Below are 26,700 nucleotides of genomic sequence, written 5' to 3'. Positions count from 1 at the left end.
AGTAGTAAAAGATGAGCTATTTTAATGTAAAAGACCCAATATGTGAGACTAAAAATTTCGTGAAGCAAATTAGAATGGAGCTTATTCCTCGAACAGTTGATCTGGGTGGCTTTGAAGTGCGGCGAGTTCTGCCCTCAAAAGAAAAAAGAACAGTTGGACCATTTGTTTTTTGGGATCAGGCAGGCCCAAATGAGCTTCTCTCGGGAAAAGGACTGGATGTAAGGCCCCATCCACATATTGGTTTGTCAACGATGACTTATTTATTTTCTGGCAGGCTGGAGCATAGGGACACACTTGGGAGTCATCAAATTATTGTTCCAGGTGATGTTAATTTGATGACTGCTGGAAGGGGAATTGCGCATTCAGAACGCACACCACATCAAGATCGTTTTTATCCTCATCCTTTTTTTGGTATTCAATGTTGGTTGGCTTTACCACTTGCCAAAGAAGATATAAGCCCGTCATTTACACATTATGATAAAAGTGTTATTCCTACCGATAACGACAGTAAAAACATGAGCCTGCGCGTAGTTGCTGGTGAATGGGATGGGATAAAATCACCTGTTTTTACGTTAAATAATGCTCTTTTTGTCGAGTGTAAGCTTAAGGATCATGCTGCATTGATTATTCCTGCAACGATTGAGGAACGTGCTATTTATATTTTGAGTGGGAAAATCATTATTGATAATAATTCATATCATTGTGCCAATATGCTTATTCTCAAAACGGATACTGAAATTGAGGTAACTGCTGTTGATGATGCTCACATTATTATTCTTGGTGGAGCTACGCTTGAAACACGACGCTACGTGTGGTGGAATTTCGTGGCCAGTTCTAAAGAGCGCATCGAGCAGGCTAAGCTTGACTGGAAAACAGGAAAATTTGGAAAAATACCCGGAGATGAAGATGAATTCATCCCTTTACCTGAATAAGCTGGTTTTATAAGGAAGTTCTGTAAAAATTGGATGATATAAAAGGATATTAAACATGGGTAAATTAACTCAAGAAACGCAATACCTGGAAGATGGAAGCATTATAACAAAATTAACAGGTTACAACCTTTTGAATAACTCTCGGTTAAACAAGGGGACTGCATTCACAAATAGTGAAAGAGATCTATTTGCGTTACACGGTTTATTGCCACCCCAGGTGAGTACTTTGGAAGAACAACAAAAAAGACGTCATGCAGGGTTGCTCGAATTGCCTACTCCCTTAGAGAAATATAGTTTTTTGCGTGGCCTTCAAGATAATAACGAAACATTGTTTTACTCCTTAATTGTCCACAATATTGAAGAAATGCTACCTATTGTTTATACCCCAACTGTTGGGGAAGGTTGTCAAAAGTTCAGTGAGATTTTCCGGAAAGCACGGGGCCTTTTTCTGAGTTATCCTAATAAAAATCTGATCGAAAAAATTATTTCTCATCCACGTTATGACTCAATTAAATGTATCGTCGTAAGCGATGGTGAACGTATTCTTGGCCTTGGTGATCAGGGGGCTGGTGGCATGGGAATTCCCATTGGTAAAATGGCACTTTATACAGCATTGGCCGGTATTCCTCCGCAATATTGCTTACCGATTCTTTTGGATGTAGGTACAGATAATGAAGAACGATTAGCTGATCCTCTCTACGTGGGCTGGAGACACCGCCGCATTCGTGGGGCTGAATATGATGAGTTTGTGGATACATTTGTTTCAGCTGTTAAGCGCCGTTGGCCGAATGTGCTTTTGCAGTGGGAAGATTTTGCAGGAGCAAACGCAGCTCGTTTGCTTGGGCGTTATCGAAATCAACTTTGTACTTTTAATGATGATATCCAGGGTACGGCTGCTATGGCAACAGGTACTCTTTTATCAGCGATCAATGTGACAGGGATTCCGTTAAAGGATCAGAAAATTGTTTTTCTTGGTTTTGGGGGAACTGGTCATGGGATCGCCCAGTTGATTCATGCAGCCTTAAAAGATGAGGGTTTGAGTGATGAAGAAGCTAGCGAAAGGATCTATGCAGTGGACAGGTATGGATTACTTGTTGAAGGAGGAAAGGGATTAAGTCCAGATCAGGAGTTTTTTGCACGCAAGCGTTCTGAGGTAGCAGAATGGCAGGTTAATAACCCAATGGAAATAGATTTGCTTGATGTTGTTCGCAATGTAAAACCTACTGCACTAATAGGTGTTTCAACCCAGAAAGGTGCTTTTACTGAGGAAGTAGTACGAACTATGGCAAAATATACGGAACGCCCTGTAATTTTTCCTCTCTCCAATCCTACATGGCATAGTGAGGCTGTGCCACAAGATCTATTTAACTGGACGGATGGCCGTGCATTGGTAGGAACCGGAAGTCCTTTCGAACCTGTAACATTTAAGGGAAAAAAGTTTCCTATTGATCAAACAAATAACTCATATATTTTTCCTGGTTTAGCTTTAGGTATCATTTCTTCCCAGGCAAAAAGGGTTTCTGATGGAATGATTAAGGCGGCTGCGCTTGCTCTTGCCGCTTGTTCACCGGCAAGGAATGATAAGACGGCAAATCTGTTACCACCCTTAGCGAGCCTTCGTTCAATAAGCCTTGATGTGGCAAGGGCTGTTGGGAAGCAGGCAATATTGGAAAATCTTGCCAGTATTAACGAATCCGAATTAGAAAAGGAGCTTACAGCTAATATTTGGGAGCCTGTTTATAAACTGTATACGCTCGCTGGATAAGCCCTTTATTTTAGTAACCTGGATTAGGCATCGTCGTAATCCGGGCGTACTTAGGTTGATGCCGCTACCTGAACAGATACTATTTTAATAACCGAGTAAATTTCTTATGCGCTCAGTGTAATCTTTCAGTGGTGTTTGCAGGATAAAATTCTTCAACGGTGTTTCAATATTAAAATATAAAATATTGGCTAAAAAACCATAACAACAAGCATCCAAAGAATGAATTTTGTCTCCAAACAGATAAGGATTACTCTCTAAAAGAAAAATAATTGATTGCAAATCATCTATTCCAGCTTGGTATATTTCCTCTTTGGAATATCTACCTATACCTTGAAAATAGTATTTTTCAATATTGAGTTTCCTTACCGCCTCAAGTGTTGATTCTGATAACTCTGTAAGTTGAGTTAAAAATGCAGTTTTGAATAAAGGCCAAAATTGTTCATCTTGCCACCGAGAATATGACATAACCCAATACAAATGATTATCTAGCATTCTGGAGATTAAAAAATGAGTGTTCTTTTGTTTTTCTGTTAAATTCACATCTAGGTTAATATATTTTTGGGAAAGATAATTGAGAATAACGTTACTGTCAGCAATAATTGTGCCGCTATCTTCAATATACGGTAATTGTTTTCTTGGTGCATTTTGGGTATTAATAATGTGCTCGTGTTGATAGTCTATTTTAGTTAGTCTAAGAAAAGTATCCACTTTTAGACCAAAAGGATTATTGTCAGGAACACCAAAAAGCTCCGGATAAGAATATAAAATGATCATTGAAAGTCTCCCTGAAATAGTGTCTTAACCTCCGCATACAATAGCTGTATTGAATATAGGGTGTGACACCATAGTTCCCAGTTGAATTCGTACGTTGTGATCTCTGCGTGAATATTATGCCTCTTTAACTCCCTATTATGCTAGCCTGAAGTTGGTTGCTGCAAATCCAATTCATTTATGAGTCATCCAAATTATAGCTTAAACTGGGCATTGTATTTGAACCAAAAATCTGCATTTATCAATTAAAACTACCTTGCTTTTTCTGATGGGCTCTTTTACTTAATGTTTGGTTAATAATTTGTCAGTATGATATTAGTTTCTTCTGTAATTTAGGCAGACTAAATAATCTTGCAATTAAGGGGGTAAGTTGATGACTATATTGTTAAGTACAACAAGCCAGGAGTTAATTTCCAAGTTAAGCAAGATCGATAAAAATTTTCCTCAACCATTTCAACAAAGAACTGAAATTGATAGAGCTTCTTTATTGAAATGGCTAGAACAATCACACTCAGTCACAGGGAATGATGAGGGATTTTTTTTAATTGCATCGTTACAGGCATCATTGTTAAAAGATTTAAAAGACTCATTAAATAAATCTTTAACGAAAAAGGACGATTCTAAAAAAAATACTACCCTCTCAAAAGCTAAATTAGCGCTATTAGCTCTTGCAGGAACCATTTATTTTGGTTGTGAAGGCTTTGATGGTGTCACTGCGATTATGGGGATGTTCTCTTTTGTTCCTACCCTAGCGTTCTTTATAGCGGGGACGTTATTTTCAATACTCTCCATAATTGTATTTTACAGTTTTGATTTAGTTGAAATTTCCAAGAATTTGGGTGTCAAATCTACTGATGCTCCAAAGTTGCTTGATGTTTTGCTCGACGAATTTAAACAAATAAAACTAATTCGAGCACATCTTTCAAAATCGACTCCTAAAACGTTGCAAGAGCTTGAACAAGACCTTGAGATCGCAAAAATGTTGTTAAAAAGGCATGAGGACTTAAATGAAGCCCGATCACAACTTAAGTCAGCACTGGAAAATCCATACCTAAAGGCTGGAAAAATGATAACTGCAGGGATTGCAGGAATTATCTTTTTTAGTGGAGGTTTTTTTGCAGGCCAAGCGGTTGCTTTAACTATCGCAAGTGCATTTGTTCCTGTAGTGGCAGCCACAGCTTGGCCAATTATTGCTGTGGGTGTTCTTGTCGGTTTAGCTGCATTTAGTATTTACTGGTTTGTTGAGCGTCCAGGAATTGAAAATCTGATTCGTCGCTGGAAAGGGTTGGACAAGGAAAAAATGGATCAATTATGCAAATCTAAAGTTGTGGATAGAGAGACAGAAAAATTGCAAAATTTAATACAAGGAATTGAAGAGAGGATTGAATTAAAACGTGTTAATACAACGGCTCAATCGCAGGTGCAGACACTCGTAGAAGAGGTCTCTCGTTTGAAGCAACAATTAGCGCAGAAAACAACACAAACAATGCAGTCCCATGTTGATAAAGCGGGGAATGATGAGCTCATATTCGATAAGCAAGGCATGAGTGCTCATGAATTGAAGCCTATTAAAGAAGGACAAGCATCACCACATGCCCAATATTCTCTTTTTAAATTCAAAGACATGAAGCCAGCTACGTTGATAACCCCTGAAAAGATACAAGCTCATAAAACATTTTAAAGGTATGAGGACGTTCTGTTGTCGGTAGAAATCCTGACTACCTACGTGTCGCGCTTTATGCGCGATGCCTGTTTTTTTATTCCACTTATATTTTCTTGACCTGTATCATTACCTTCGTTGATGTATTCAAAGACAAAATCGATGTTTCTTAAAAATGTTCAAATTTGCATAAGATTCACTTAATTTTTATCAGTTATACTCTCTTTTATTATATCTTCATCCTATTTTTATATGGAAACCAATGAACATAAAGATGCGGGTGATAAAATACGCATCGAAACGTTGAAAAATCCTTATTTGCAAGGCAGTAAGAGTCTAGAAACCGACAGCAGTAATAATTTGCGTCTTAGAATCATGCAAAAAATTGATGATGTCCCGGTTCCACTTGCCTTGGAATTAAGTGCAGGTGATGTGGTTGCTTTGGCAGGGGATTATTACACTAAAGCAGGATGGTGGTCGCAATTAAAAACTCCAAACACAGCTCGGCAAAATAGCGAAGAAAATGAACAATTGCTCAATGCGCGTGTTACTGCTATTGAAACTGATGCTTTTAGGCAAGCCTATGATAATTTGGCCTCGCCTTCTGTAACGCAACAGGCCATTCAACGTATTTATGCGATCGATGAGTCCCGATTGATCCCAAGTCTATTAAAACAATTGCTTTATACGGTAGTTGTAAAAGATTATGGTGCAAAGTTATCAAGCAATGAAGATCATTTTTCACCATGGTCGCTTCGTGGATACATTGTTGGGCATTATTCTGCTTTGCGTATGGCTGAAATAGCTTTTTACTGCCATAAAATTGCTCAAGGTGAAATTGGCAAAGAAGATGGGCAAATCCCTAAAAATGTACGCAACACATTGGAAAAAGTATTGAAAAAAATTGAAAAAGATCCAGGTAAATATGAGTTGCGAGAAAAAAATGAAAAGGAAATACTCTCTGAACTAGGGCATCGTTACCATGCTTTGGCGTTGGCTCGTGATTTATTTGCCATGCATTTTTATTCCGACCATTTTGCGGGTGGCCATCTGAGCCGTTTGGGGACGATGAGAGAGCAATTGCCTCGGGAGTTTGGGGTATGGGGGAGTATTCTTGTCAATAATATGCACAATGAAGACAATGAAAAAGGGGTGATGGTTACTAATTCTTTCCAGCCTCCCCATTCGGAAGAAGGCCACTTCCAGATGCTTAAGGAAGATTGCAAAGCTTATGGTGATGGAACTTACTTTAATCATGGAAATGATGAAAACAGTAACTTGTTAATCAACGGCATGGATAACTCCCTAGGAGATATTGCACGGTTGATGATAACTGGTGAAAGGCGTCGATCATTTGATTATGGAGGAATAACTTTTTTGCCTGCAATTGATTACAGTAAGCGCCAAACTCAGCCTTTATTTATTTTAGGTCCTGATCAACGCATTTATTTTCGCTCCAATTTACAACAGATTAAAATTGTATCACCTGGAGAATATGAAAAAACAACTCAGGATCCGAGTCATTATGGTTATGAGAAATTAACACCTTGGAAAGCGTTTCTATTGGTGCTCAAGCTGAGAATACTTGCTCCTTTCTATGCATCAAAAGTTGAGCCGCTTACTCAAAAAAGATGCATTGAAATTCAAGAGGATGAAAAACTTTGTACCGATAAAATGCGCCTTCAACTGGCGTTAAGAAGGCAGCCCAATTTGACTTCAGTATCTGCTCGTGAAACTAAGCCTTTAAAAATAGGCCAATGGCGCCACAATTCTATTCCGACCCATTCTATTATTGCGGAGTATGGTTTATTAGCCCAGGGAAACAAAAAGCAACTTATTAATAAGCCGAAAGAGATTTCTCATCCAATGGACTTAAAAGCTACTTCCTTTTTTTAGCATTAATCACTACTATAAAAATTCAACTCGCCTTAGTATTTGTTCAAAATGCAAATTTGACTTTTTAAAAAAAGAATAAGGAAGCTTTATCATGCATGACATCATTAAACCGGCACTATTTAATGCTCAATTAATCAGAAGCTTGGGATGTACTACCTATCAAGGAGCTGAAATTGGAGAATGTCTTGCCATAGCGAGTCAAATAGAGCCTGGCAATAAAGAAAGCTGGTATGCCCAGTGGATTGCTTTTGCTGATAATAATTATAATCTTGCCGAAACTTATCGTAACCGGGGACTTTATTTTGACGCGAAGTTGGCTTTTTTACGCGCCTGTACTTATTATCGCACTGCATTTTTTTTTCTAGAAGATGAACCTGCCGATCCTCGGATTGAGCACGCATTACAATACAGTATCCAAGCCTTCCATCAAGCACTTGAATTTTTTGAAACCCCTGTAGAAATAGTAGAAATTCCCTTTGCAAATAGTAAATTGCCAGGTTATCTATATCTGCACCAATCTTCTTCGAATCATCCCAGGCCTATTCTGATAGATACTGGGGGCGGAGATGGTACTAAGGAAGAGTCTTATGGAACTGCAGCTGAGGCATTAAAACGAGGCTTTCATTGTTTAACTTTTGAAGGCCCTGGCCAAGGTAGTATGTTGCGTTTCAATAAAATACCTTTTATTCCCGATTGGGAGCAAGTGATTCGAGCAGTTGTTGATTTTATTATAGGCCGTCCTGAAATCGATCCCAATAAAATTTTCCTAATTGGCCGAAGCTTTGGAGGGTATCTTGCTGCGCGGGCGGTAACCAAAGAAACACGAATTGCGGCTTGTATTGTTGATCCAGGTATATTTGATGCGAGTGCTAATTTAGAAGCAAAATTTAATTCATTTAGGACTCAATTCCCTGATTTAAAAAATGCTTCTTTAGAGCAAATGTTACTACAACTTATGCAGACAGATGAAAATTTACGATTTATGCTCGAAAGCAGGAAGTGGCGATTTGGTGCTAAAACTATTGAGGAAATGCTCCATAAAATTCGAGCTTACACCTTAAAGGGATTAGTCGAAATGATTCAATGCCCCATGCTGGTTTGTGATAATACTTTAGAATACATCACATTAGGGCAGGCAAAAAAACTATATGATCAGCTACAGTGCAAAAAGCAATACATCCTTTTTGATGCTAATGAAGGGGCTGGAGGGCATTGTGAACCACTCGCCCCGAGATTATTTAGCGCAAAAGTTTATGCTTGGCTTAGCGGATTATAAGTTACACTCAGGTAGTACAATGAACTGTATGAATGGATGCGAATCGTCAAATTACAGGAAGGGAATATGGATTTGCAGTCGTTAATCACTTTGGACAAGCAAGAAGTACTTAGTAAACTAAAGAGTTCTTTGGATGGTTTAACTCATATAGAAGCCCAAAAAAGGCAAGCGTTATATGGATTTAATGAAATTGCCCAAAGTCCTTATCGTCTTCTAATTATGGAAGCAATTTCACATTCAACGAATCCGCTTGTTGCTATTTTGTTGATTGCTGCTGTGGTTTCAGCTTTTACTGGAAATGTTGTTAGCTCAATTATCATTATTATTATGGTTATGATGAGCATTGGCCTGGATTATTTTCAAAGCCATCGCTCACTTATTGCCATCAGAAAACTACAACGGCATATAGCATCTACTGCAAATGTATTGAGGGATCAACAATGGAACGAAATACCCTGTCGTGAATTAGTTCCCGGAGATATTATCCGTCTTATCGCTGGTGATTTGATACCCGCGGATGCTTTATTATTAAAAGCTAAAGATTTACACATCCAACAAGCTGCTCTTACTGGTGAATCTTTGCCTGTAGAAAAGGAAGCGACTTATGAAAATAATACTCCTCAAAATATAGAGGATGCCCAAAATGCTGTTTTTTCAGGCTCGTCTGTGGTTAGTGGCACAGCAACAGCGATTGTTGTAGCAACCGGACAGGACACACAATTTGGCAATATCATTAAAGCATTTGCTAAAGTTGCACCTCATACTGAATTTGAAAAAGGGATTACGCGTTTTGGTTTGTTCATCATGAAAGTAGTGTTTTTTCTGGTCCTCTTTGTATTCGCTGTCAATATTTATTTGAAACGCTCCTTACTTGAGTCACTGTTATTTGCTGTTGCTTTAGCAGTTGGCCTTACTCCCGAGTTATTGCCGATGATTACTACTGTGACTCTTGCTGCGGGAGCTGTGCATATGGCAAGAAAAAAAGTGATCGTCAAAAATCTGTCTGCGATACAGAATTTTGGGAGCATTGATATTCTTTGTAGTGATAAAACAGGTACTTTGACTTGTGGCGAAATGATATTAGAACAACATCTAGATCCTTTTGGTACTAAATCAGAAAATGTCATGTTATGGGCTTATTTAAACAGTCTTTTTGGTACAGAAATTCCCAATCCATTTAATCTTGCCGTATTAAAAAAAGTTAATATTAATCCTTTAGATGCTGCAATTTTAAAACACGATCATCCCGATCTGCAGCCCTACCATAAAATCGATGAAATTCCTTTTGATTTTGAACGACGTCGCTCGAGTGTAGTTGTAGATAAAGGTGGAATGCATATCCTAATCATTAAAGGGGCTCCAGAATATGTAATACGAGATTGTACCCATTGTAATATAGGGGGTGAAATTCATCTAATAGATGAACTATTGTGCAAAACAATTGAGACTACTTTTTTGTCCTTAAGTAAGCAGGGGTATCGAACTTTGGCTGTTGCTTATCGTGAAATAGAGCCAAAATTTTCTTATGATGTGCGCGATGAAAAGGAAATGGTTTTAGCAGGGTTTCTTGCTTTTTTTGATCCAGCGCTTAAGGATACTCCCGAGGTTATAAAAAAACTATCTAGAGAAGGAGTAACGATAAAAATTTTAACGGGGGATAATGACTTGGTCACACACCATGTTTGCCAACAAGTAGGAATTGATTCCAGTCAAATCCTGATAGGCGAACAATTAGAACATATCAGTGATATGGCATTGGGCGAAATTGCGGAAAAAGTAAATGTTTTTGCGCGTATTTCCCCGATGCAAAAGCAACGGATAATTAGTGTTCTTCGTGGACGTGGGCATGTAGTAGGTTATATTGGAGATGGAATTAATGATGTTCCTTCATTGCATAGCGCAGATGTAGGTATTTCGGTAGCTGGTGCTGTAGATGTAGCACGTGAGGCGGCTGATATTATTTTATTGAAGCGTCATTTAAGCGTATTGTTAACTGGAATTCTTGAGGGGAGAAAGTCTTTTGGTAATGTGATGAAATATCTTATGATGGGCACCAGCTCCAATTTTGGTAATATGTTAAGTATGGCTGGGGCAATTCTTCTTTTGCCCTTTTTGCCGATGTTACCCACCCAAATTCTTTTAAATAATCTTCTTTATGATATTTCTCAAATAGTTATCCCAACGGATAATGTAGATCCCAGTTTTGCACGTAAACCTAAACATTGGGATATAACAATTATTCGCAAGTTTATGTTTTACATAGGTCCTATAAGCTCTATTTTTGATTTTATAACTTTTTACGTCATGCTTAAGATTTTTGTTGCAACAGAGCCTCTATTCCAAACTGGTTGGTTTGTTGAGTCCTTAGCGACTCAAACTTTGGTTGTGTTTGTGATCCGTACTGCCAAAAGCCCTTGGAAAAGTAAACCAAGTACCCCCTTAATCATCATGGTATTATTTGTCGTTTCTTTTGCAGCGTTATTACCTTTTACTCCAGTTGCGAAATTTTTGGGGTTCGTTCCATTACCGCCAACTTATTTTTTATTTCTTATTACAGCTACGGTAACTTATTTATTTTTAGTAGAATTCATTAAAAAGAAGTTAATGTGGAAATGGATTGCGGCAAAGTGAAATCATCCATTATCCCAATGGATTAGAAAATTTTTGCAAATAAAGTGTACCAAGTTGATATGAAGCATAATCGGTTATATGTCCTACGTCACGATAAACAGGGACTCCGTTGATGTCTGCCTTACATATACCCTGCATGCATTGTACTTTTTTAGGATCTAAAATGATTAGCTGTGGATATTTTCTTTTCATTTTATAAAATAAATGGCCAAGCCTTTGATCTGTTTCAAGCAAACTAAAATTACACTCAGCTGAATTATAAGGCTTTCTTAATTTTATATGTTTAAAAAAACAGTCATGGAAGTTTTTTTGCATCTGTGCTGTTGCTTTAATTAATACTGGTTTAGCCCCAGATCCTATAATTGTTGCCATTGCTTTATCTAATGCCGTTTCTAATCGTTTTTGGCTTAATGCCAATGAACGTTTATCTCCTAAATGATTAATTACACTTGCTGATAAATAGTTTTCCCATAGTTGCCCGATAATCACATAATCATAATGATTGTTTTCAATCATTTGATAATATTTTCGAGTGAGTTCAAAGCAAGATTGATAAATTTGATTTTTAAAATGCCACCAGTCATAAAGATAAATTCCGGGCAAGGTGATGCAGGATGATACCCCTTGCATCAAAATGGTAACATCAGCATCTTTGCCAAGTACATCCATAAAGCCCCAATAATGATTGGAAAATGAATCACCAATCATTAATGCTTTTTTACTGTCGCTTTTTTCAGAACCAACGAGGCATTGCAAATTGATTTCTTGTTGGGTATCACTGATACACTTAGGCCGTAGTTTACTTTCGTAGTGTTCTAATTGTTGATAAATAGAAGCGAGCTCTCCATCAAAGCGATTAGGGAAACCTTTGTTAACGCTGACAAAATAAGAAGCAAGATGAACTACTAATATTGGAAGAAAAACCAAGAGCACCAAAGTATAGCGAAATGGGGTATGTCTTAAATATCTTGCTGGTTTTTCAATATATTTCCAGGAGAGATAAGCTAATATAAAAGTAAGTAGATAGGAAAAAAATTGAATAGGAGGGTTTTCTACAATACCTTGATATCTTAACAGTGAAAAAATCACCCAATGCCAGATGTATAGAGAATAAGACAACAACCCGATAAAGACCAAAGGCTTAGTGCAAAGTAATTTGCTCAATAGGCACTCGGGGAAAAATCTTCCCAGCGTAATAAGTACTCCTGTTGCGAGACACACTGCCAGCGCATGTTCATCGGGATACCCGTTTAAAACCGGATGAAGGTTTGCGATATAAAATAATGAGAATAATGCAACACCGCCAATGAGATTTAGGAAATAAAGATTCACTCTAGGATTAATTGCAGGAATCAACGCAATGCAAGAACCAATTAAAAATTCATAGATTCTACTTAACAATAGATAATAGGTATGAGCAGGTAACGTTTTCGCATTATGTAATGAATAGAGAAAAGCGATTAAAGTAAGAGCGTATACCGAAAAAGACAAATATTTTTTAGGAATAAAGCGATATAAACCATAAATGAGGCAAGGCAGGAGTAAGTAACATTGCCATTCTATGGAAAGGGACCAGGTATGTAATAGCGGAAGTTGATGGGTTTCTGGCGAAAAATAACCTGTTGTCGTTTTGTCAAAAAATAGATTGGATAAAAATAAAGATGTTTTGCGTGCGCTTTTGCTGTACTGCATTAAATCATCAGGTAAAAAGAATAATACAGCTAAAAACGTTGTCAAAAAGAGTAAACAGACAAATACAGGTTGTAAGCGCCATAGCCTGCGATTGTAAAAATCCAAAAAGGAAAAAGAATGGTTATTGAGTGACTCATGAATAATACTGGTGATAAGAAAACCGGAAATAACGAAAAAGACATCAACGCCTATAAATCCTGAAGGAAAAAAGCGGAGGCCGCCGTGATAAATTAGGACCAATATAATGGCAATGGCTCTTAGCCCATCAATATCGGGACGGTATTTCATTCATTCTCGAATAAAAAGGTTAATGCTATCATTTTGGTTGCGCTTTATCTATATGGCGAAACGAACGTTATTGCATCAAGCCTGCCCCCAAGAAAAAAGTGGAATATGGGATCCCTATATTGAGTTCCCATTATATAATATAAATTAATACGAGCTCGGAATAAGACGTATATTTATGGATAAGATGAATACTATACGTGTTTTTTTCGCAATTGTTCCTCCTAAGGAAATACGCTGTCATTTATTAACTGTTTTGCAATTTTTAAAGCAGGAAATGCCAGGAGACTATATTCGTTGGGTTGATATCGAAAACCTGCATATCACATTGCACTTTATTGCCCAATTTCGAATAAATGACTTGGCTCTGGTGAGCAAAAGGGTCTCCAATGCGTTAAAGGATATTCCATGTTTCCAATTAGATTTAGGGCCGGTAGAGTGGTTCCCCTCATTACGACATCCCAAAATTCTATCTTTGAATGTTGAGCCGCATGATTTTTTAGCTAAATTTGTTAGTATTATTACTCAATCGTTTGACTTTTTAAATTATCCCATTGAATCTCGATCATTTCGTGGCCACATGACCCTGGCCAGGGTGCATTATCAGCAGAAGCAACAGAAATTATTATCGCAATTTGAATTAGGGGAAATTCCACCAATGACTGTTGATAAGATTTATTTTATTGAAAGCAAACCAGGCCAAAAACGATCGACATATACCACACTGACTGAATTCCAATTACTTAAAACCGGACAAGGCAAATAGGTTGTAGTCAAGCCATAATTTATGATGGCCGTCATTTCCTTTTTCGAATGTTATCGAAAACCCAGATTTTCTTACAATAACTGGATATTCCGTTATTGGCTCTGGTTGTTTTTACCTGGATTTATTCAAAAGATTGATAAATTCCCACTAAATCCGAACTTTCAATAACGTGCCCGATTATTGCATTCAACAAGTCATCTCTACTCGTGTTATTCCCTAGGTCTATTACGGTATTTAACGCATATAATTTAAAATGGTAGCTATGTGCTCCCACAGGAGGGCAGGGACCACGATAACCTAATGCTCCCCAACTGTTCTTTGCTGTTGATGCACCAGGAGGAATTGGGCTTCCAGCATCTAATTTGGTTATCGTTGGTGGAATATTAAATAGAATCCAATGGGTCCAAACTCCACCCTCAGCATCTGGATCATCAACAATTAATACAAGTGATTGTGTCTTTGGAGGTATATTATACCATGCTAAAGGAGGGGATTGGTCCGCTCCCTTACAGGTATATTGAGTAGGAATTATTGAATTTTTTTGAAATGCTGGACTTTCAAGAGTGAAACCTCTGGCAAAACTTTCATAATGAATCATGTACAACACTAAAAATAAAAATAGAGAGTATTTTTTCATTTCGTTAGCCCCAATTTATCTTTAAGAAATCTGATAATAAAGTGTAGCATTGAAATCATATACCCGTATTATTTCACTTGGGTACTATACTCAACTAAATATATTTATAATCGAAATCTTCGGAGGATAATTCATAATATCCAACATCTATGTCTCGCGAACAAGTTGCGGATGCGGGAATTCGGATTATCGACACACCCGATGCTTCATGAAAAAATAATTAAGTTAATGCTGGATCTTAACTGATAATCGTCATACTGATTTTAAAAATCAATGTTAAATAAAAATGGCTCGTCACTCTTCTAAACACGCAAAAGTAGGAATAAAGATGGCAAAGGAATGTATTTTTGATTTGATTGTTGCAAAAAAAGAAAGGGCGTTTTTTGTTTTTGAAGACGAAAATTTTATTGCATTTTTGGACTCTCGACCTTTATTTCCCGGCCATACTTTATTAGTACCTAAAGTACATATTAAAACAATTTATGACTTACCTGATACTTTGGCATCCTCTCTTTTTTTCTTAACTCAAAGAATCGGTAAGGCTGTTGAAAAAGCGATGGATGCAGCAGGGAGCTTTATAGCTATAAATAATACAATTAGCCAAAGTGTTCCTCATCTTCATGTTCATATTGTTCCAAGAAACAAGCAGGATGGACTAAAGGGTTTTTTTTGGCCTCGAACTCATTACGAGAGCGAAGTACATATGCGTGAAGTACAAGAAAAAATTAGACATCAAATAGAAATAATTTAAAGAGAGCACTTCATCGTTATTTATCGTTGCTTCGGATTTAATTTGGATAACAAAATTCATCAGTTGTACTCTTGTAATGGACTTGTTTTGTCTCGACGCATTGGTTTTTTAGCCTATGGGTCAGCTCTTCATTATGATTAAAAGTTGATACCCATTCTTTAATCTTTGCCACAAGCCATCTGTGTTTACATGCGACTTCACCCTGAGCATTTAACTCTTTTACAACAAGGATTCTTGGTAATTTAAAAGGTAAAATCGCCTCATTTAAAATGCGTATTGCCAAAAATATACGCAGTGAATAAAAAGAAGGTTGAAAATCACCGCTTCTATGATTAATGCTTTTTAATACACGGCATTTTGGATTAGTGAATTTTATATTCCCGGCGGTTAGGCATCGGGCCTGATTTTGTGACTCCCCAGTCATTTGGAAATGTTTAGGGGCGCTAATATCGGGTTGGTTTTCTCGAGCAAACCATGCGATTCCATTTGTATCGACTAAAAAACGTAAGATAGGCTCTTCTTTTCGTAAACGCTTTTCTGTCAGTAATTTTTCTAAAGTGGATAATGATTCAATAAGATGAGTACATTCTTTATGATGAACTTTATTGATTAAATGATAGATGTAGATAAAGTCTGGGGCTGCTGAAAAGAAATCTTGATGCAGTTTCGAATAAAATAACATAAAAGTATCTCTTGTTTCCTTGGGTAATGCGAATTGTCAATCCTAAATTGTTGATAATTTTTTCATTCTTGCTTTACAAGGTCAATAGTATATTATTAATTCATGTTCCGAACGGATTTAGTTCTGGACTTAAATAACAATAGGGCTTGTTGAAAAGTGCTCCCATATATAATACTAGGATGGTGGATGATGACCCATATCGCTTCAGCTGATACGTTGCATTATGATAATGCGTATGATTATTCATTTCATACTTTACGAGGACACGAGCCATTACCTCTTTCCTCTTTTCAAGGAAAAGTTTTAATGGTAGTAAATACTGCTTCTAAATGTGGATTTACTCCGCAATATGCTCGCCTAGAGGAGCTCTATGAAAAATATAAAGACCGGGGTTTGGTTATATTAGGAGTTCCTTCAAATGATTTTGGGGGGCAAGAACCAGGAACAGAACAAGAAATTTCTAACTTTTGCCAATTAAATTATGGTGTTAGCTTTCCAATGACGGCTAAGGAAGTGGTTTCAGGAAAAAATGCACATCCATTTTATCTTTGGGCAAGAAAGGAGTTGGGATTTGGTACAGCACCAAAGTGGAATTTCCATAAATATCTTATCAACCGGAAGGGAAAGTTAATTGATTATTTTTATTCGACCACTTCTCCAGATGCAGGAAAAGTGATTAAAGTTATTGAGAAAGCATTAGACGAGCATGTTTAAAGAAATAGTTTTAGCAGTTAAGGTTTGTTGTTTCTCTGTATCTACTTAGGTGGTTTCGTAGCCACCTGCAACTGCGTTATAAACTTGTACCATACCGTCGAGTAATTGGGCCTTTTCTTGTATTAGATTAAGCATGCTTCGATCTAGGTTTATCTTTGCGTTCACTACACTGCGGTAATCTTTAGCTCCTGCTTTGTATTGTGCCAAAGCAATAGCATATCCTTTTTTCGCTGCTAAATATCCCTTGTGTGCTTGCAGATAAGATAATCTGCTTTTTTGCTCGGTCATTAGCGCATTATCTACATCTGCAAATGCAGCATGGAGCGTCTCTAGATAATCATAATAAGTCGCTTTGAAGTTCGCTTTAGCGGATTTGACATTCTGGTAAGAGCTGGCATTAAATATTTTCATTGACGCTGCAGCCTGAGCAATCCAAATATGAGTACTTAATTTTAAAAGATGGCTTAAATCAACAGAAGTACCTCCAAGTAAGCCAGTTAATGAAATCGTTGGAAAAAAAACTGAATATGCCACGCCAATTTGTGAATAGGCGATTTTCACATGATTTAAAGCAATCATAATGTCTGGGCGATTTTTTAAAACGGACGAAGGTAGGTGTTTCGGAATAATGTTCTCTAAGTTAAGCGAAAGTAAAGTACGGCTTGTGCTAATTGGTCCGGGATTCCCATTCAATAAGAAATGAATAGTGTTCTCGCTTTGCGCTACCACATTTTCGATTTGTGGAATTTTTGTTTCCTCTTGTGCAAGCTGTTGATCAATATTTGTTAATGTTTCAAGGTCACTGGCTCCTTTTTGAAACCGAACTTGCTCTAGTTGGTGTAGTTTTTTTAAATCATGGCATAGTGTTTTTTCTACCGCTAATTGCTCACGCTGACTCAATAACATGAAATAAGCACCACTCATTTGACTAATAATCCCTAATTTTGTTGCTTGAGTTTGAGCTTTTTGGAGATCTAAAGAGGCTTGGGCTGCTTTGATATCATTAATATTGGTTAAAATGTTAACGGTGTATCCTGGCACAAAGCCTGCATTGTATTCTTTAAACCTCAAATTGGATAAGTCTGAAAATAAAGGAGTTTTCGCCAATCGTCCTTGGGGAGTAATGTGTGAATTCCATGTCCTACCTGCAAATCCACCTGTTGAACCATCAAGAGTTGGAATCCATGCATATTGAGCTGCTTTAAGCTGGGCTTGTGCTTGCTCAATCGTTGCATAAGAACTCTGGATCTGATAATTGGAAGTAAGTGCTTGATATATCAGTTGATCGAGTTCAGGGTCTTTTAACTTTTTCCACCATGCAACTTGACTTAAAACAGTTTCGTCGTTGACATACTTTATTCCACTACGAGTGCTTTTAGGATAATTAACTTTTTCTGGAACGATACAATTTTTGCAACAAGATCCCAGCAACATCGTGAATAAATAGAGCAAGATAATTTTTAGTTTCATCATTCTTTCACTTTATTTAATCGAGTTTTGTTCTAAATATTTTTCCTGTCAAAAGCACCAGGATCAAAGCAATAAATAAAATAGGTAAAATGTTAGGGATTATTTGGCTAACAGTATTACCTTTGAGCAAAATTCCTCGAGTAATACGAATAAAATAAGTCATTGGAATGCAATATCCTATCATTTGAGCCCATACTGGCATGCCATAGAAAGAAAAAATATAACCTGATAGAAACATGGAAGGAAGTTGATAAAACACGCTAAGTTGCATGGCTTGCATAGGCGTACGCGCGATTGTGGAATAAATCATCCCTACCATTAAATTGGCAACAATAAATGGCGCTGAAGCAACATAAAGTAAAACCAAACTTCCTTCAGTAGGGATATTTATTAATAGTTTGCCAAAAATTAAGATACTGGTGAGCTGTAAATATCCTAAAACAATATAAGGAATTACCTTACCTAAAATAATTTCAGTAGGTTTTAAAGGAGTGCTTAGCAGCATCTCCATTGTACCGGATTCTTTTTCTGAAGTAATGGCGGTTGATGTGAGCATGACCATGGTTAGTGTCAGTAGTACGCCAATTAAACCAGGAACAATATTATATGAGCTAGTATTTGATTCATTATAAAGTCGATGAATCGTAAGGTTCACATTCCGTTGTGAATTTCCCAGTGTTGGAGCACCTAAACCTTGTTTATTAAAACTATTTAGAGTTTGACTTAAAATCGGCAATGCATTTCCAAGCGCACTGGCGCTGCTGCCAGGATCAGAACCATCAATTTCCACCAAGAGTTGAGGGTTTTCATTACGTATGTATTTGCGGGTAAAATTAGAGGGAATGGTAAAGGCAAAACTTATTTTTCCATTAGCAAGATCTTGATTTTTTTGATTTTCGCTAGATGCGCCATCTATTACTTTAAAATAGCCTGAAGCTTCGAGGGCACTGACATAACTGCGGGTTAAAGGAGAATTATCGTAACTTACAATTGAGGTGGGCAAATGCTTGGGATCAAATTCAATAGCAAATCCAAAGAGAATAAGAAGCATAATAGGCAGAATAACCAACATGGCTATGGTGCCACGATCTCGGGTAATCAGGATAAATTCTTTACGGATTAAACCTGCAATGCGGGCAATTGATACTCCTTGTACAAGATTTTGATATTTCTTCATTGCATTAATCCAATAAAAACTTCCTCAAAAGATGGCGTAACTCCTTTAAACGATAAGTTTTTATTTTCTTGAATTAACTTATCCATTGCTTGATGATTTCGAGATGAAATTCGCAATTCATTATTTACAATAGATGCCAATAGTTCGGGATAAGAATGGTTTACTTTTTTAATTAATAAATTTTGTTCTTTCCTGTCAGCTTCTAAGATAAAGGTTTTGACTTTTGAGGAGGGTATCAAATTTTTTGTAGCGCCTGTATAGAGTAACTTCCCTAAATTAATATAGGCAAGATCTGTGCATTTTTCAGCCTCATCCATATAGTGGGTAGTTACTAAAATAGTAGTCCCATCGCGGGCGGTAATCTCATGTAAATAATCCCAAAATTCTTTGCGAGCTTTAGGATCTACACCAGCAGTAGGTTCATCTAAAAAGAGCAAGCTGGGTTTGTGCAGTATGCTACATGCAAGGGCGAGACGTTGTTTCCACCCCCCTGATAACCGACCGGCTTGGGTTTTGCGGTATTTTTCAAGACCAAGATCCTGGATTATGTCTTTTATTTCTTGGGCTGAGTTTTTAATTTGGAAAATATCGGCAATAAAGCGAAGATTTTCATAAACCGTTAATCCAGTATAAAAACTGAACTTTTGTGGCATGTATCCTGTGTTTTGTTTTATATGGTTGCTTTGTGTTCGGATATTATAACCAAGGCAAGAACCTTCGCCATCAGTGGGGGTTAATAGGCCGCAAATCATTCTAATCGTTGTAGTCTTGCCACTACCATTAGAGCCGAGAAAGCCGAATATAGAGCCCTTTTCCACTTTAAGTGAGATATGATCCACAGCAACTTTTTCATCGAACTTCTTGGTTAATTCTTTAACATCAATAGCTAGATCACTCATCAGGCTAGTTCCAAAGTTACAGGTTGTCCTAGGTGTATTTTTTCTAAATCAGGCGAATTAATTTGGACTTCTATTCGAAAAACAAGTCGTTGACGTTCCTCGCGGGAATAGATGATAGGAGGAGTATATTCAGCAATATTAGAAATATAGGAAATATGTCCTGTAGCAAGATGGGTATTTTGATCCGTTTTAATTTTAATCTGTTCATTAAGTCGTAAATGACTTAACTTTTCCTCAGGAGCAAAAAATATAGCTTTAATATTCTTTTTCGTGATTAATGAAAGAATAGGGATCCCTGCCTGAACAAATTCACCTTGAGTATAATAGGTATCAAATATTATCCCATATTCTGGCGCAAAGTTTTCTTTACGGCTAACGAACCATTTTTTATCCGCAACATCTACCTGATTACTTTTAATTTTAGTGTTGATGTCATCAAGTTGTTGTTTGGAAATATTTAAATCTCTTTGTGCCGCATCAAGATCACTTTGGCTGGCTGCATTTTGTTGGCGCATTACTACGACGCGGCGATAATTAATTTCATTATAATTGAGTTGGGTTAAAATTTGTTGCCGCTGGGCAAGAAGTTCTTTAGTGCCTAATTGACTCATTTTAACATTATAAAGCTCATTGGTTTGTTCAAGCTTGAATAAAAATTGATTCTTTTTAACCACTTGTCCTTTGGATATAGGCAAATCAGTCAAACGTCCACCAAAATCGGCGGATAAATAAACAAGATTTGCATCAATATAGCCACTAAACAATTTATTCTCTTTTTTGTTACAGGAGATTAAAAGTAAAGTAATCAATCCTATGAATAACAAATTGCGCATTTTACCCATCCTGAGCTTTTTTCTAACCACTAATATCGCAAAGAGCGATTTTGATGCATTTTACTTGGAGAGGTATATTAAGCATAAAGAACATGTAGTGTCAAAAATAGACTCTATAGAAAGAGGAGCATGAGGGGGATAAAGCGGGGAATGCGTGATGACAAACCCCTTAGTCAATGGGAATGGGACTAATCCTGTCCCAGGCTTTTGTAGCGGTAATTTAATTTTCAATCCGTTCTTCTCTATTTATGAATAAGTTGGACTATGTTGTTTAAGATTTTGGGTTGTTCTGTGAGTAGTTCCTGTCACTAATAAGAATTGTGCCAGGTAATAAAGAAACATGATTAAAACAGCGAGGGGTTTAATAGGCGTCAGGACAAATAGATCTAATGCCAGCGTAAAATCTGATAGTAAAAAAAGACATGCTCCAAGGCGAATCAAAAATGATTGCTGCCTTACTTGAAATGAGCAAAAAACCATACAAGTAAGAAGAAATAAATATAGTAATACAGGTTTTTTCATTTCTCCTAAATAGGGCCAAAGAAAATATCCTCCAATAAGAACGAATAAAAGTATAGGTAAAAAAGGAAAGAAATTTTTCTTTTGGAATTGTCCCTCTTTTAAAAAAAGACAAATATAAGCACAGTGTGCCGCCATAAATGCCAAGATCCCGGCTTGTAGTGCGGCTTTTATGGGTAATGTTAAAACGATGTCGCCTATGCATGAAAAACTCAAAGCACCAAGTAAAAAGAATTTTATTGGTTGTTCTAAAGTGGCTTGCAAGGTATACAATATAAGCAAAATAACAGGTAAGGGCTTAAGTAAAGTGGTTAGCGGATATTGAATAAAGGGAAGCAATATAAGATAGAAAATCATACTACCTAGAATAAGTGGCTGGGGTATTTTAAAGGGCTGTCCTGGCATAATAGTTCCTCGCTGTACATCGAGATATTTGATGTTTCTCAAGTATACACTAATGGCATTAAGTTACGCGTGTTTTGATTAAATTCTACTTTTCTCCATATTCATGGACAGCTGTGATGTTGCACCTAAGTCACTTTGATTATTTTTGATATTACTGAAGGTTGATATTTTATCTTTTTGGTTGTTTTTTGTAATTAAATCCAATCCTATCCTACAATAAAATTATGACCAATATCTTATTGTTAGTACCGTAAGGATGCAACATGAGACATTCGATAATGACAATCATTTTATTAGTATTAGCTGCATCTACCTATGCCAATGTTGCAAGTGATATTTTGTCAAGCAGAACTTCAGATCAACAAGTTCAGATTTTGGGAAATATTGTTAATTCAGCTGGGTTGCCATGTACTCCTACTCAATCTTTTTTTCAAGGCCTTGATTCATTTGGTGCCGCATATTGGGATATCGCGTGTGCTGATGGACGCTCTTTTGTAATTCAAATCATGAATAATGCGGCGGCTACAACCACAATAATCCAATGCAGCGCCATGCAATCATTAGGGGTCACATGTTTTAAACGTTTTGGTCAATAAATAGTAGAGCTGGTTATGATAAAAAGCGATTATTAGCAAACACGGTTAGTGGATGTTTGTAAAATTTTTATCCTTTGTAACTATATGATTATAAATAATAATATAATTTAAATTCTATTTTTTTAGAATGTAAATTTTGAGCAAACAAATATTGTCATTGATTTCAATAAAATTTACAATCAATCCTTTTTTATGAAGGATAAGCGCAAAATGGCCTCCGTATTTGAATTTTTCGGAATTAAAATGCAATCTGATTCTACTTCAGTACCTCTACTTGGTATTAACACTGATCCTTACAAACTACAAAGAGAATCAGAAAATTATTTTGTGATTCCTAGATCAGCTCAAGCAACAAATCGCAATGAACTTGCTGTTGAGATTAAAGAGGGGCAGAGTTTTCTCTCTACAGATAGGACACATATTGAATTTTTAAATAAATGCATCGCTTTGTTTAAAGACAAATCCGCGCAACTCCATAGCGTTGATCAAAAAATCTTAGGAAGCGTTGCTTTTGGCGTAGTAGCGTCTGCCTTATCATTTCTACCTGTTGTTGGTTCCTTAGGTTGGATAGGTTGGGGGGCTACAGTTTATTATATCAATCAACGGGCGGCAGCATATACAGAATACTACGAGTCATTAACTCTATTGGTTGGCGCATGTAATTGGAGCCTTGGACAAGACCCTAGCAAACGCAGGGATCGTTCTATTGAGCAGTTAACTAAGAATGAAGCAGTGCGGCATATGATGGCAACACTGTATCCTGTTCTTACAGAAGCCCAAGTGAAACATCTTATCGCAGATGATATCGAAGATATTTTTGCTCAGGAACTAAAAGATTATGATACCAAGTTTCAATTGGGTTTTAATCCACATCAATTTTTTTCTAAAAAGGACGATATCATTGCTTTAAGTAAAAAAGGAGCTGAATTTAATCGTTGTATTTATGGTTTTAATAAAGGTGGTTTTACTGATCTTCTTGATGCTATTGTTTCTATCCTTCCCGATTTATACAAGGCGACGCTACATGGATTTCAACAGTTGAAACATTGGTGCCAGGGGAGAGTCCACGCACCGGAGAATACAGAGGAATTACGAGCATCTGAAATTGGGTTAACTCATTAAGGAAAATAATCTGTCATCATTTTCTTAGGTAAATATGCTCATTTTTAACTAAATGGGCTTTAATTAAACTTAAAATATCAATATCGTGCATTTATTTCATTGTTTATCCTTTATGAACAATGTAAAATCATTCTCTTTTAACTTCTATAGATAGTTTTCTGAACATTAAAGAATTCTATATAGATTTTATGTGGAGTCAAAATGCAATCTAAATTAGAAGAAGCTGATATTTTTATCTATGGTAAAATGGGGCCTAAAGAAACAAACCAAATTCTTGTGAGCAAAGTTGAATTGCTCAAAAATCAGCCCTCTTTTTCTAACAAGATTGATGAATTAGAAGAAAATGGTGGTAAATTATGGTTGATTCGTGAGAGTCGAGTGGAGGGTTTACTCACAGTTCAATCAATAAGTTATAAAAAGTCATCCTCCAAATGGAAAATGAATACACCGCAACGTTATTTGTTATCCAATGACAAGGGATGGATACTTAATAACGAAAGTCCGGGAAGTGACTTGTTTGATGCCATTGCTATGTCTGTAGGTGGTATTGTCAAGTTGACAGAGGAAAATACAACCCCCCATCTTCCCGGGTTATTAAATCTTTTATCTGAGAGCGGTTATGTTCCAGATAATAGAATAAATCCAAAAGCGGGAGAAGAAACACAAACAACAGCGTACACGACTTATGTAACTGCGCCCAAGCCTAAATCGTCACCTTTGGAATCAACGATCATTTCTTTGCCAGAAGGTATACTTATGGCTCTTTCATGCCCGCTTGCTACTAAAAAAACTGGAGCAGCAAAATTAATGAAAGATCCAGTGACCCTGGTTTCGAATGGTATTACATACGAACGAGCACATTTGCTGGACGAGGATCCAACTTTACAAGAAGGCAGAGATTTTTATCCTAATATAAAGCTTAAAACGATTATTAATTATGTTGCTGCAAATGCATTACAACCTAATGACTATTTAGCTAAATTAGAGAAAGTAGAAGAGGATATCCAGGATCCCATACAATTTGTAACTATGAAAAATCCTGTATTATCCCCTAGTGGATATTCCTATGAGCAAAGTTCGATAGAACAATGGATAAGCTCCAAGCAAATTGGACTTCCGGTATGGGGTAATGCTCAGCCTATCCCTGATCCAGTAACGCGGTTGAATATTAGGGATATGCCACTTGTTCCCAATGTTAATTTAAGGTTGTTTATTAATGCGTGGCCTGATTTTTACGAAGAAAAGCGACACAGTTGTCAGCAATCTTGTAAAAATTTCTGACAACGAGAGCGCTCTAGGAGTTAAAATAAGCGTGGGCAAGTTGAGCTCCTAGACGTGCATTGCTTTTAATTAGTGCGATATTTGCATGCAAGCTTTTTCCTCCAGTAAGCTTGGCGACTTCAGCTAATAAAAATGGGGTTAACGCTTTTCCTGAAATGTTATTTAGTTCTGCTTGATGTAATGCGTTGATGATAATTGGTTCAATCTCATTACCAGGAATATTGAATTCTGCTGGAATTGGATTTGCGATTAATACTCCAGAGACTGCATCGATGCACCAATGGGTTTTTAGTATTTTAACGAGTGATTCAATATCATTTACTGATATTGGCAATTGATAAGGGGTTGAGTCACTATAAAAAGCGGGTAAAACTTGGGTGCGGTACCCAATGATTGGCACACTCATTGTTTCTAAAAGCTCTAATGTCCGGGGTAAGTCAAGAATTGCTTTTGCGCCGGCACAAATTGTGGCGATGGGTGTTCGTGCAATTTCGATTAAGTCAGCGGAAATATCCTGGGCATCGCCTCGATGGACTCCGCCGATTCCTCCTGTAGCAAATAATTTAATACCTGCTTTGGCTGCACAAAATAAGGTTGCGGCAACAGTAGTACCTGCAGAATATTCATTTGCTATTATAAATGACAAATCACGTCGACTGGCTTTATATATTTCGTTGTTACATGAGAAGGCTCGTAATTCTTGAGTCGTTAAGCCGATTTTAATTTTTCCATCAAGCACAGCGATTGTAGCGGGAGTTACATTTTGTTCACGGACAATTTGTTCTACTGTTTGTGCTGTTTCATAATTTTCAGGATAAGGCATACCATGGGAAATGATAGTGGACTCCAAAGCTAATATGGGCTTTTTATGTTCGATGGCAAATTTCACTTCCGGGGAATAATCAAAAAATTGCAGCATGATCTGTTTCTCTTAGTTTATTTGTGAATTGAATTTTTCGAAGAACTTCAAGATTAATCTGTTCATTTACTGTATGGGGTGATTGTATCGTAAGCGCAGCCATCGCGGCTCCTGTGCGACATGCTTCTAATATGGAGGTTTCTTGCTTTAACTCATAAAGAACTCCAGCAAGAAAAGCATCACCTGCTCCGCTCACATCAACTACTGATTCAATAAAAAATGATGGAAAATGTTGCTGAATTTTCTCGTTAACGATCACATAACCGAATTTGCCTAAACTAATAATGCAATGTTCCACTCCTTTATCCAGTAATATTTGTCCTGCTTTGATACAATCAGAGATGGAATGGATGGAACTATTCGTTAATGTTTCGGCTTCATAACGATCCGGCTTTAATAAGAAAACGTGTTCGAGGCAGGAAGATAATTTTTTTGCTTTTACTACGGAAACTGGATCAATACATAATCTAATATTTTGGGTGCGACCTATATTTACAACATGATCGATAATAGGTTCTGGTAAATTGGTATCCAAAAATACAATATCTCCATGATTCCATTCCTCCCAAGTTTGAGTAAATTTTTGAAAGGGAATATGCTCAAAAATCTCCATGTCTGCCAAAGCAATATATAATTCGCCCTCGTGATCGAGAAGGACGTCATAATGCGCGGTTTTTTGCTGAGGGATTGTGAGAATATTTTTGATTGCTATGCCTAGATTTTTTAAATGTGTTTGGACATCTATTCCGTCTTGATCATCACCAACGGCACTACAAAAATGAATGTTATTAGTCAGCAAAGCGAGATTTTTAGCTACATTATGTGCCACCCCACCAAATGTGGATAGGGAGGAAACCGGGTTTGAAGTTCTCAATCGTAATTGATGAGAGGGGATTATTTTTCGATCGACAGTGACCCCACCAATGCAAATTATTTTTGTCATGTAACGATTAAAAATAACTTAAATAATGCATCATATCATGGGCGCAGAAAATTAGAATGATAGATTGATTATAATTAT

23 protein-coding genes are annotated in these 26,700 nt (G+C 37.0%); 12 read left to right on the top strand and 11 right to left on the bottom strand.

What is annotated here, in order from left to right; all coding sequences use genetic code 11:
* Window positions 1-11 precede the first annotated feature (11 nt).
* Both EKG34_RS11180 and EKG34_RS11175 read left to right on the top strand, forming a co-directional pair.
* Window positions 12-932, top strand: a complete 921-nt coding sequence (locus EKG34_RS11180) for a pirin family protein (protein ID WP_003633159.1) — start codon at window positions 12-14, stop codon at window positions 930-932.
* Between the two features lie 55 nt (window positions 933-987).
* Window positions 988-2,697 (top strand): NAD-dependent malic enzyme, encoded by a 1,710-nt coding sequence (locus EKG34_RS11175; protein ID WP_003633158.1) that lies wholly within the window; start codon window positions 988-990, stop codon window positions 2,695-2,697.
* Between the two features lie 84 nt (window positions 2,698-2,781).
* On the opposite strand, the gene EKG34_RS11170 is transcribed toward EKG34_RS11175, so the two are convergent.
* Window positions 2,782-3,471, bottom strand: coding sequence for a glutathione S-transferase family protein (locus EKG34_RS11170; protein ID WP_003633157.1), 690 nt, complete (start codon window positions 3,469-3,471; stop codon window positions 2,782-2,784).
* A gap of 370 nt (window positions 3,472-3,841) precedes the next feature.
* Here EKG34_RS11170 and EKG34_RS11165 point away from each other — a divergent pair, with 370 nt between their 5' ends.
* The 4 genes from EKG34_RS11165 to mgtA all read left to right on the top strand — a co-directional run bounded on the left by EKG34_RS11165 (window position 3,842) and on the right by mgtA (window position 10,931).
* Window positions 3,842-5,149, top strand: coding sequence for a hypothetical protein (locus tag EKG34_RS11165; RefSeq protein WP_003633156.1), 1,308 nt, complete (start codon window positions 3,842-3,844; stop codon window positions 5,147-5,149).
* A 231-nt stretch (window positions 5,150-5,380) separates the two neighbouring features.
* Entirely contained in the window at window positions 5,381-7,024 is a 1,644-nt protein-coding gene (locus EKG34_RS11160) for a hypothetical protein (RefSeq protein WP_003633155.1), read from the top strand.
* A 91-nt stretch (window positions 7,025-7,115) separates the two neighbouring features.
* The gene (locus EKG34_RS11155; RefSeq protein WP_003633154.1) at window positions 7,116-8,300 is read left to right on the top strand and encodes an alpha/beta hydrolase family protein; all 1,185 of its coding nucleotides are present in this window, start codon (window positions 7,116-7,118) and stop codon (window positions 8,298-8,300) included.
* Window positions 8,301-8,366: 66 nt separating this feature from the next.
* On the top strand, window positions 8,367-10,931 hold the full coding sequence (gene mgtA / locus EKG34_RS11150) for a magnesium-translocating P-type ATPase (protein WP_012978794.1): 2,565 nt from the start codon (window positions 8,367-8,369) through the stop codon (window positions 10,929-10,931).
* 9 nt (window positions 10,932-10,940) lie between these two features.
* Here mgtA and EKG34_RS11145 read toward each other — a convergent pair whose 3' ends face one another.
* Window positions 10,941-12,911 (bottom strand): acyltransferase family protein, encoded by a 1,971-nt coding sequence (locus tag EKG34_RS11145; RefSeq protein WP_003633151.1) that lies wholly within the window; start codon window positions 12,909-12,911, stop codon window positions 10,941-10,943.
* A 184-nt stretch (window positions 12,912-13,095) separates the two neighbouring features.
* Between EKG34_RS11145 and thpR the strand changes: the two genes are divergently transcribed.
* The gene (thpR, locus tag EKG34_RS11140; protein WP_003633148.1) at window positions 13,096-13,674 is read left to right on the top strand and encodes an RNA 2',3'-cyclic phosphodiesterase; all 579 of its coding nucleotides are present in this window, start codon (window positions 13,096-13,098) and stop codon (window positions 13,672-13,674) included.
* A 121-nt stretch (window positions 13,675-13,795) separates the two neighbouring features.
* On the opposite strand, the gene EKG34_RS11135 is transcribed toward thpR, so the two are convergent.
* On the bottom strand, window positions 13,796-14,311 hold the full coding sequence (locus tag EKG34_RS11135) for a YbhB/YbcL family Raf kinase inhibitor-like protein (protein WP_003633147.1): 516 nt from the start codon (window positions 14,309-14,311) through the stop codon (window positions 13,796-13,798).
* A 328-nt stretch (window positions 14,312-14,639) separates the two neighbouring features.
* Here EKG34_RS11135 and EKG34_RS11130 point away from each other — a divergent pair, with 328 nt between their 5' ends.
* On the top strand, window positions 14,640-15,062 hold the full coding sequence (locus EKG34_RS11130) for an HIT family protein (RefSeq protein ID WP_003633146.1): 423 nt from the start codon (window positions 14,640-14,642) through the stop codon (window positions 15,060-15,062).
* A gap of 37 nt (window positions 15,063-15,099) precedes the next feature.
* Here the strand turns inward: EKG34_RS11130 and EKG34_RS11125 are convergent, their stop codons facing one another.
* Window positions 15,100-15,744, bottom strand: a complete 645-nt coding sequence (locus EKG34_RS11125) for a hypothetical protein (RefSeq protein ID WP_080619835.1) — start codon at window positions 15,742-15,744, stop codon at window positions 15,100-15,102.
* Window positions 15,745-15,930: 186 nt separating this feature from the next.
* On the opposite strand from EKG34_RS11125, the gene EKG34_RS11120 reads away from it, so the two are divergent.
* A complete protein-coding gene (locus tag EKG34_RS11120; protein ID WP_003633144.1) occupies window positions 15,931-16,458 on the top strand; it encodes a glutathione peroxidase in 528 nt (175 codons plus the stop codon).
* A 45-nt stretch (window positions 16,459-16,503) separates the two neighbouring features.
* On the opposite strand, the gene EKG34_RS11115 is transcribed toward EKG34_RS11120, so the two are convergent.
* The 5 genes from EKG34_RS11115 to EKG34_RS11095 form a co-directional block, all read right to left on the bottom strand.
* On the bottom strand, window positions 16,504-17,931 hold the full coding sequence (locus tag EKG34_RS11115) for a TolC family protein (protein ID WP_003633143.1): 1,428 nt from the start codon (window positions 17,929-17,931) through the stop codon (window positions 16,504-16,506).
* A gap of 13 nt (window positions 17,932-17,944) precedes the next feature.
* Entirely contained in the window at window positions 17,945-19,105 is a 1,161-nt protein-coding gene (locus tag EKG34_RS11110; RefSeq protein WP_003633142.1) for an ABC transporter permease, read from the bottom strand.
* A complete protein-coding gene (locus EKG34_RS11105) occupies window positions 19,102-20,004 on the bottom strand; it encodes an ABC transporter ATP-binding protein (protein WP_003633141.1) in 903 nt (300 codons plus the stop codon). Before EKG34_RS11105 ends, EKG34_RS11110 begins: the two co-directional genes overlap by 4 nt.
* Complete coding sequence (locus EKG34_RS11100; RefSeq protein ID WP_003633140.1) at window positions 20,004-20,837, bottom strand: HlyD family secretion protein; 834 nt, start codon at window positions 20,835-20,837, stop codon at window positions 20,004-20,006. The genes EKG34_RS11105 and EKG34_RS11100 overlap by 1 nt, the downstream gene beginning before the upstream one ends.
* Window positions 20,838-21,083: 246 nt before the next feature.
* Window positions 21,084-21,761: a lysoplasmalogenase gene (locus tag EKG34_RS11095; protein WP_003633137.1), complete on the bottom strand. Its 678-nt coding sequence runs from the start codon at window positions 21,759-21,761 to the stop codon at window positions 21,084-21,086.
* Between the two features lie 263 nt (window positions 21,762-22,024).
* On the opposite strand from EKG34_RS11095, the gene EKG34_RS11090 reads away from it, so the two are divergent.
* The 3 genes from EKG34_RS11090 to EKG34_RS11080 all read left to right on the top strand — a co-directional run bounded on the left by EKG34_RS11090 (window position 22,025) and on the right by EKG34_RS11080 (window position 24,760).
* The gene (locus EKG34_RS11090; RefSeq protein ID WP_012978797.1) at window positions 22,025-22,357 is read left to right on the top strand and encodes a hypothetical protein; all 333 of its coding nucleotides are present in this window, start codon (window positions 22,025-22,027) and stop codon (window positions 22,355-22,357) included.
* A gap of 210 nt (window positions 22,358-22,567) precedes the next feature.
* Window positions 22,568-23,479, top strand: a complete 912-nt coding sequence (locus tag EKG34_RS11085) for a hypothetical protein (RefSeq protein ID WP_012978798.1) — start codon at window positions 22,568-22,570, stop codon at window positions 23,477-23,479.
* 201 nt (window positions 23,480-23,680) lie between these two features.
* Window positions 23,681-24,760 (top strand): U-box domain-containing protein, encoded by a 1,080-nt coding sequence (locus EKG34_RS11080; RefSeq protein WP_003633133.1) that lies wholly within the window; start codon window positions 23,681-23,683, stop codon window positions 24,758-24,760.
* A gap of 13 nt (window positions 24,761-24,773) precedes the next feature.
* On the opposite strand, the gene EKG34_RS11075 is transcribed toward EKG34_RS11080, so the two are convergent.
* Together EKG34_RS11075 and EKG34_RS11070 are read right to left on the bottom strand one after the other, a co-directional pair.
* Window positions 24,774-25,679, bottom strand: a complete 906-nt coding sequence (locus EKG34_RS11075) for a pseudouridine-5'-phosphate glycosidase (RefSeq protein ID WP_003633132.1) — start codon at window positions 25,677-25,679, stop codon at window positions 24,774-24,776.
* Window positions 25,663-26,622 (bottom strand): carbohydrate kinase family protein, encoded by a 960-nt coding sequence (locus tag EKG34_RS11070; RefSeq protein WP_003633131.1) that lies wholly within the window; start codon window positions 26,620-26,622, stop codon window positions 25,663-25,665. The genes EKG34_RS11075 and EKG34_RS11070 overlap by 17 nt, the downstream gene beginning before the upstream one ends.
* Window positions 26,623-26,700 lie beyond the last annotated feature (78 nt).

Origin of the sequence: Legionella longbeachae, from assembly GCF_004283175.1 — a bacterium.
Taxonomy (GTDB): Bacteria; Pseudomonadota; Gammaproteobacteria; order Legionellales; family Legionellaceae; genus Legionella; species Legionella longbeachae.
Note: the sequence above shows the minus strand (reverse complement) of the source record. Positions and strands in the feature narration are given on the sequence as shown.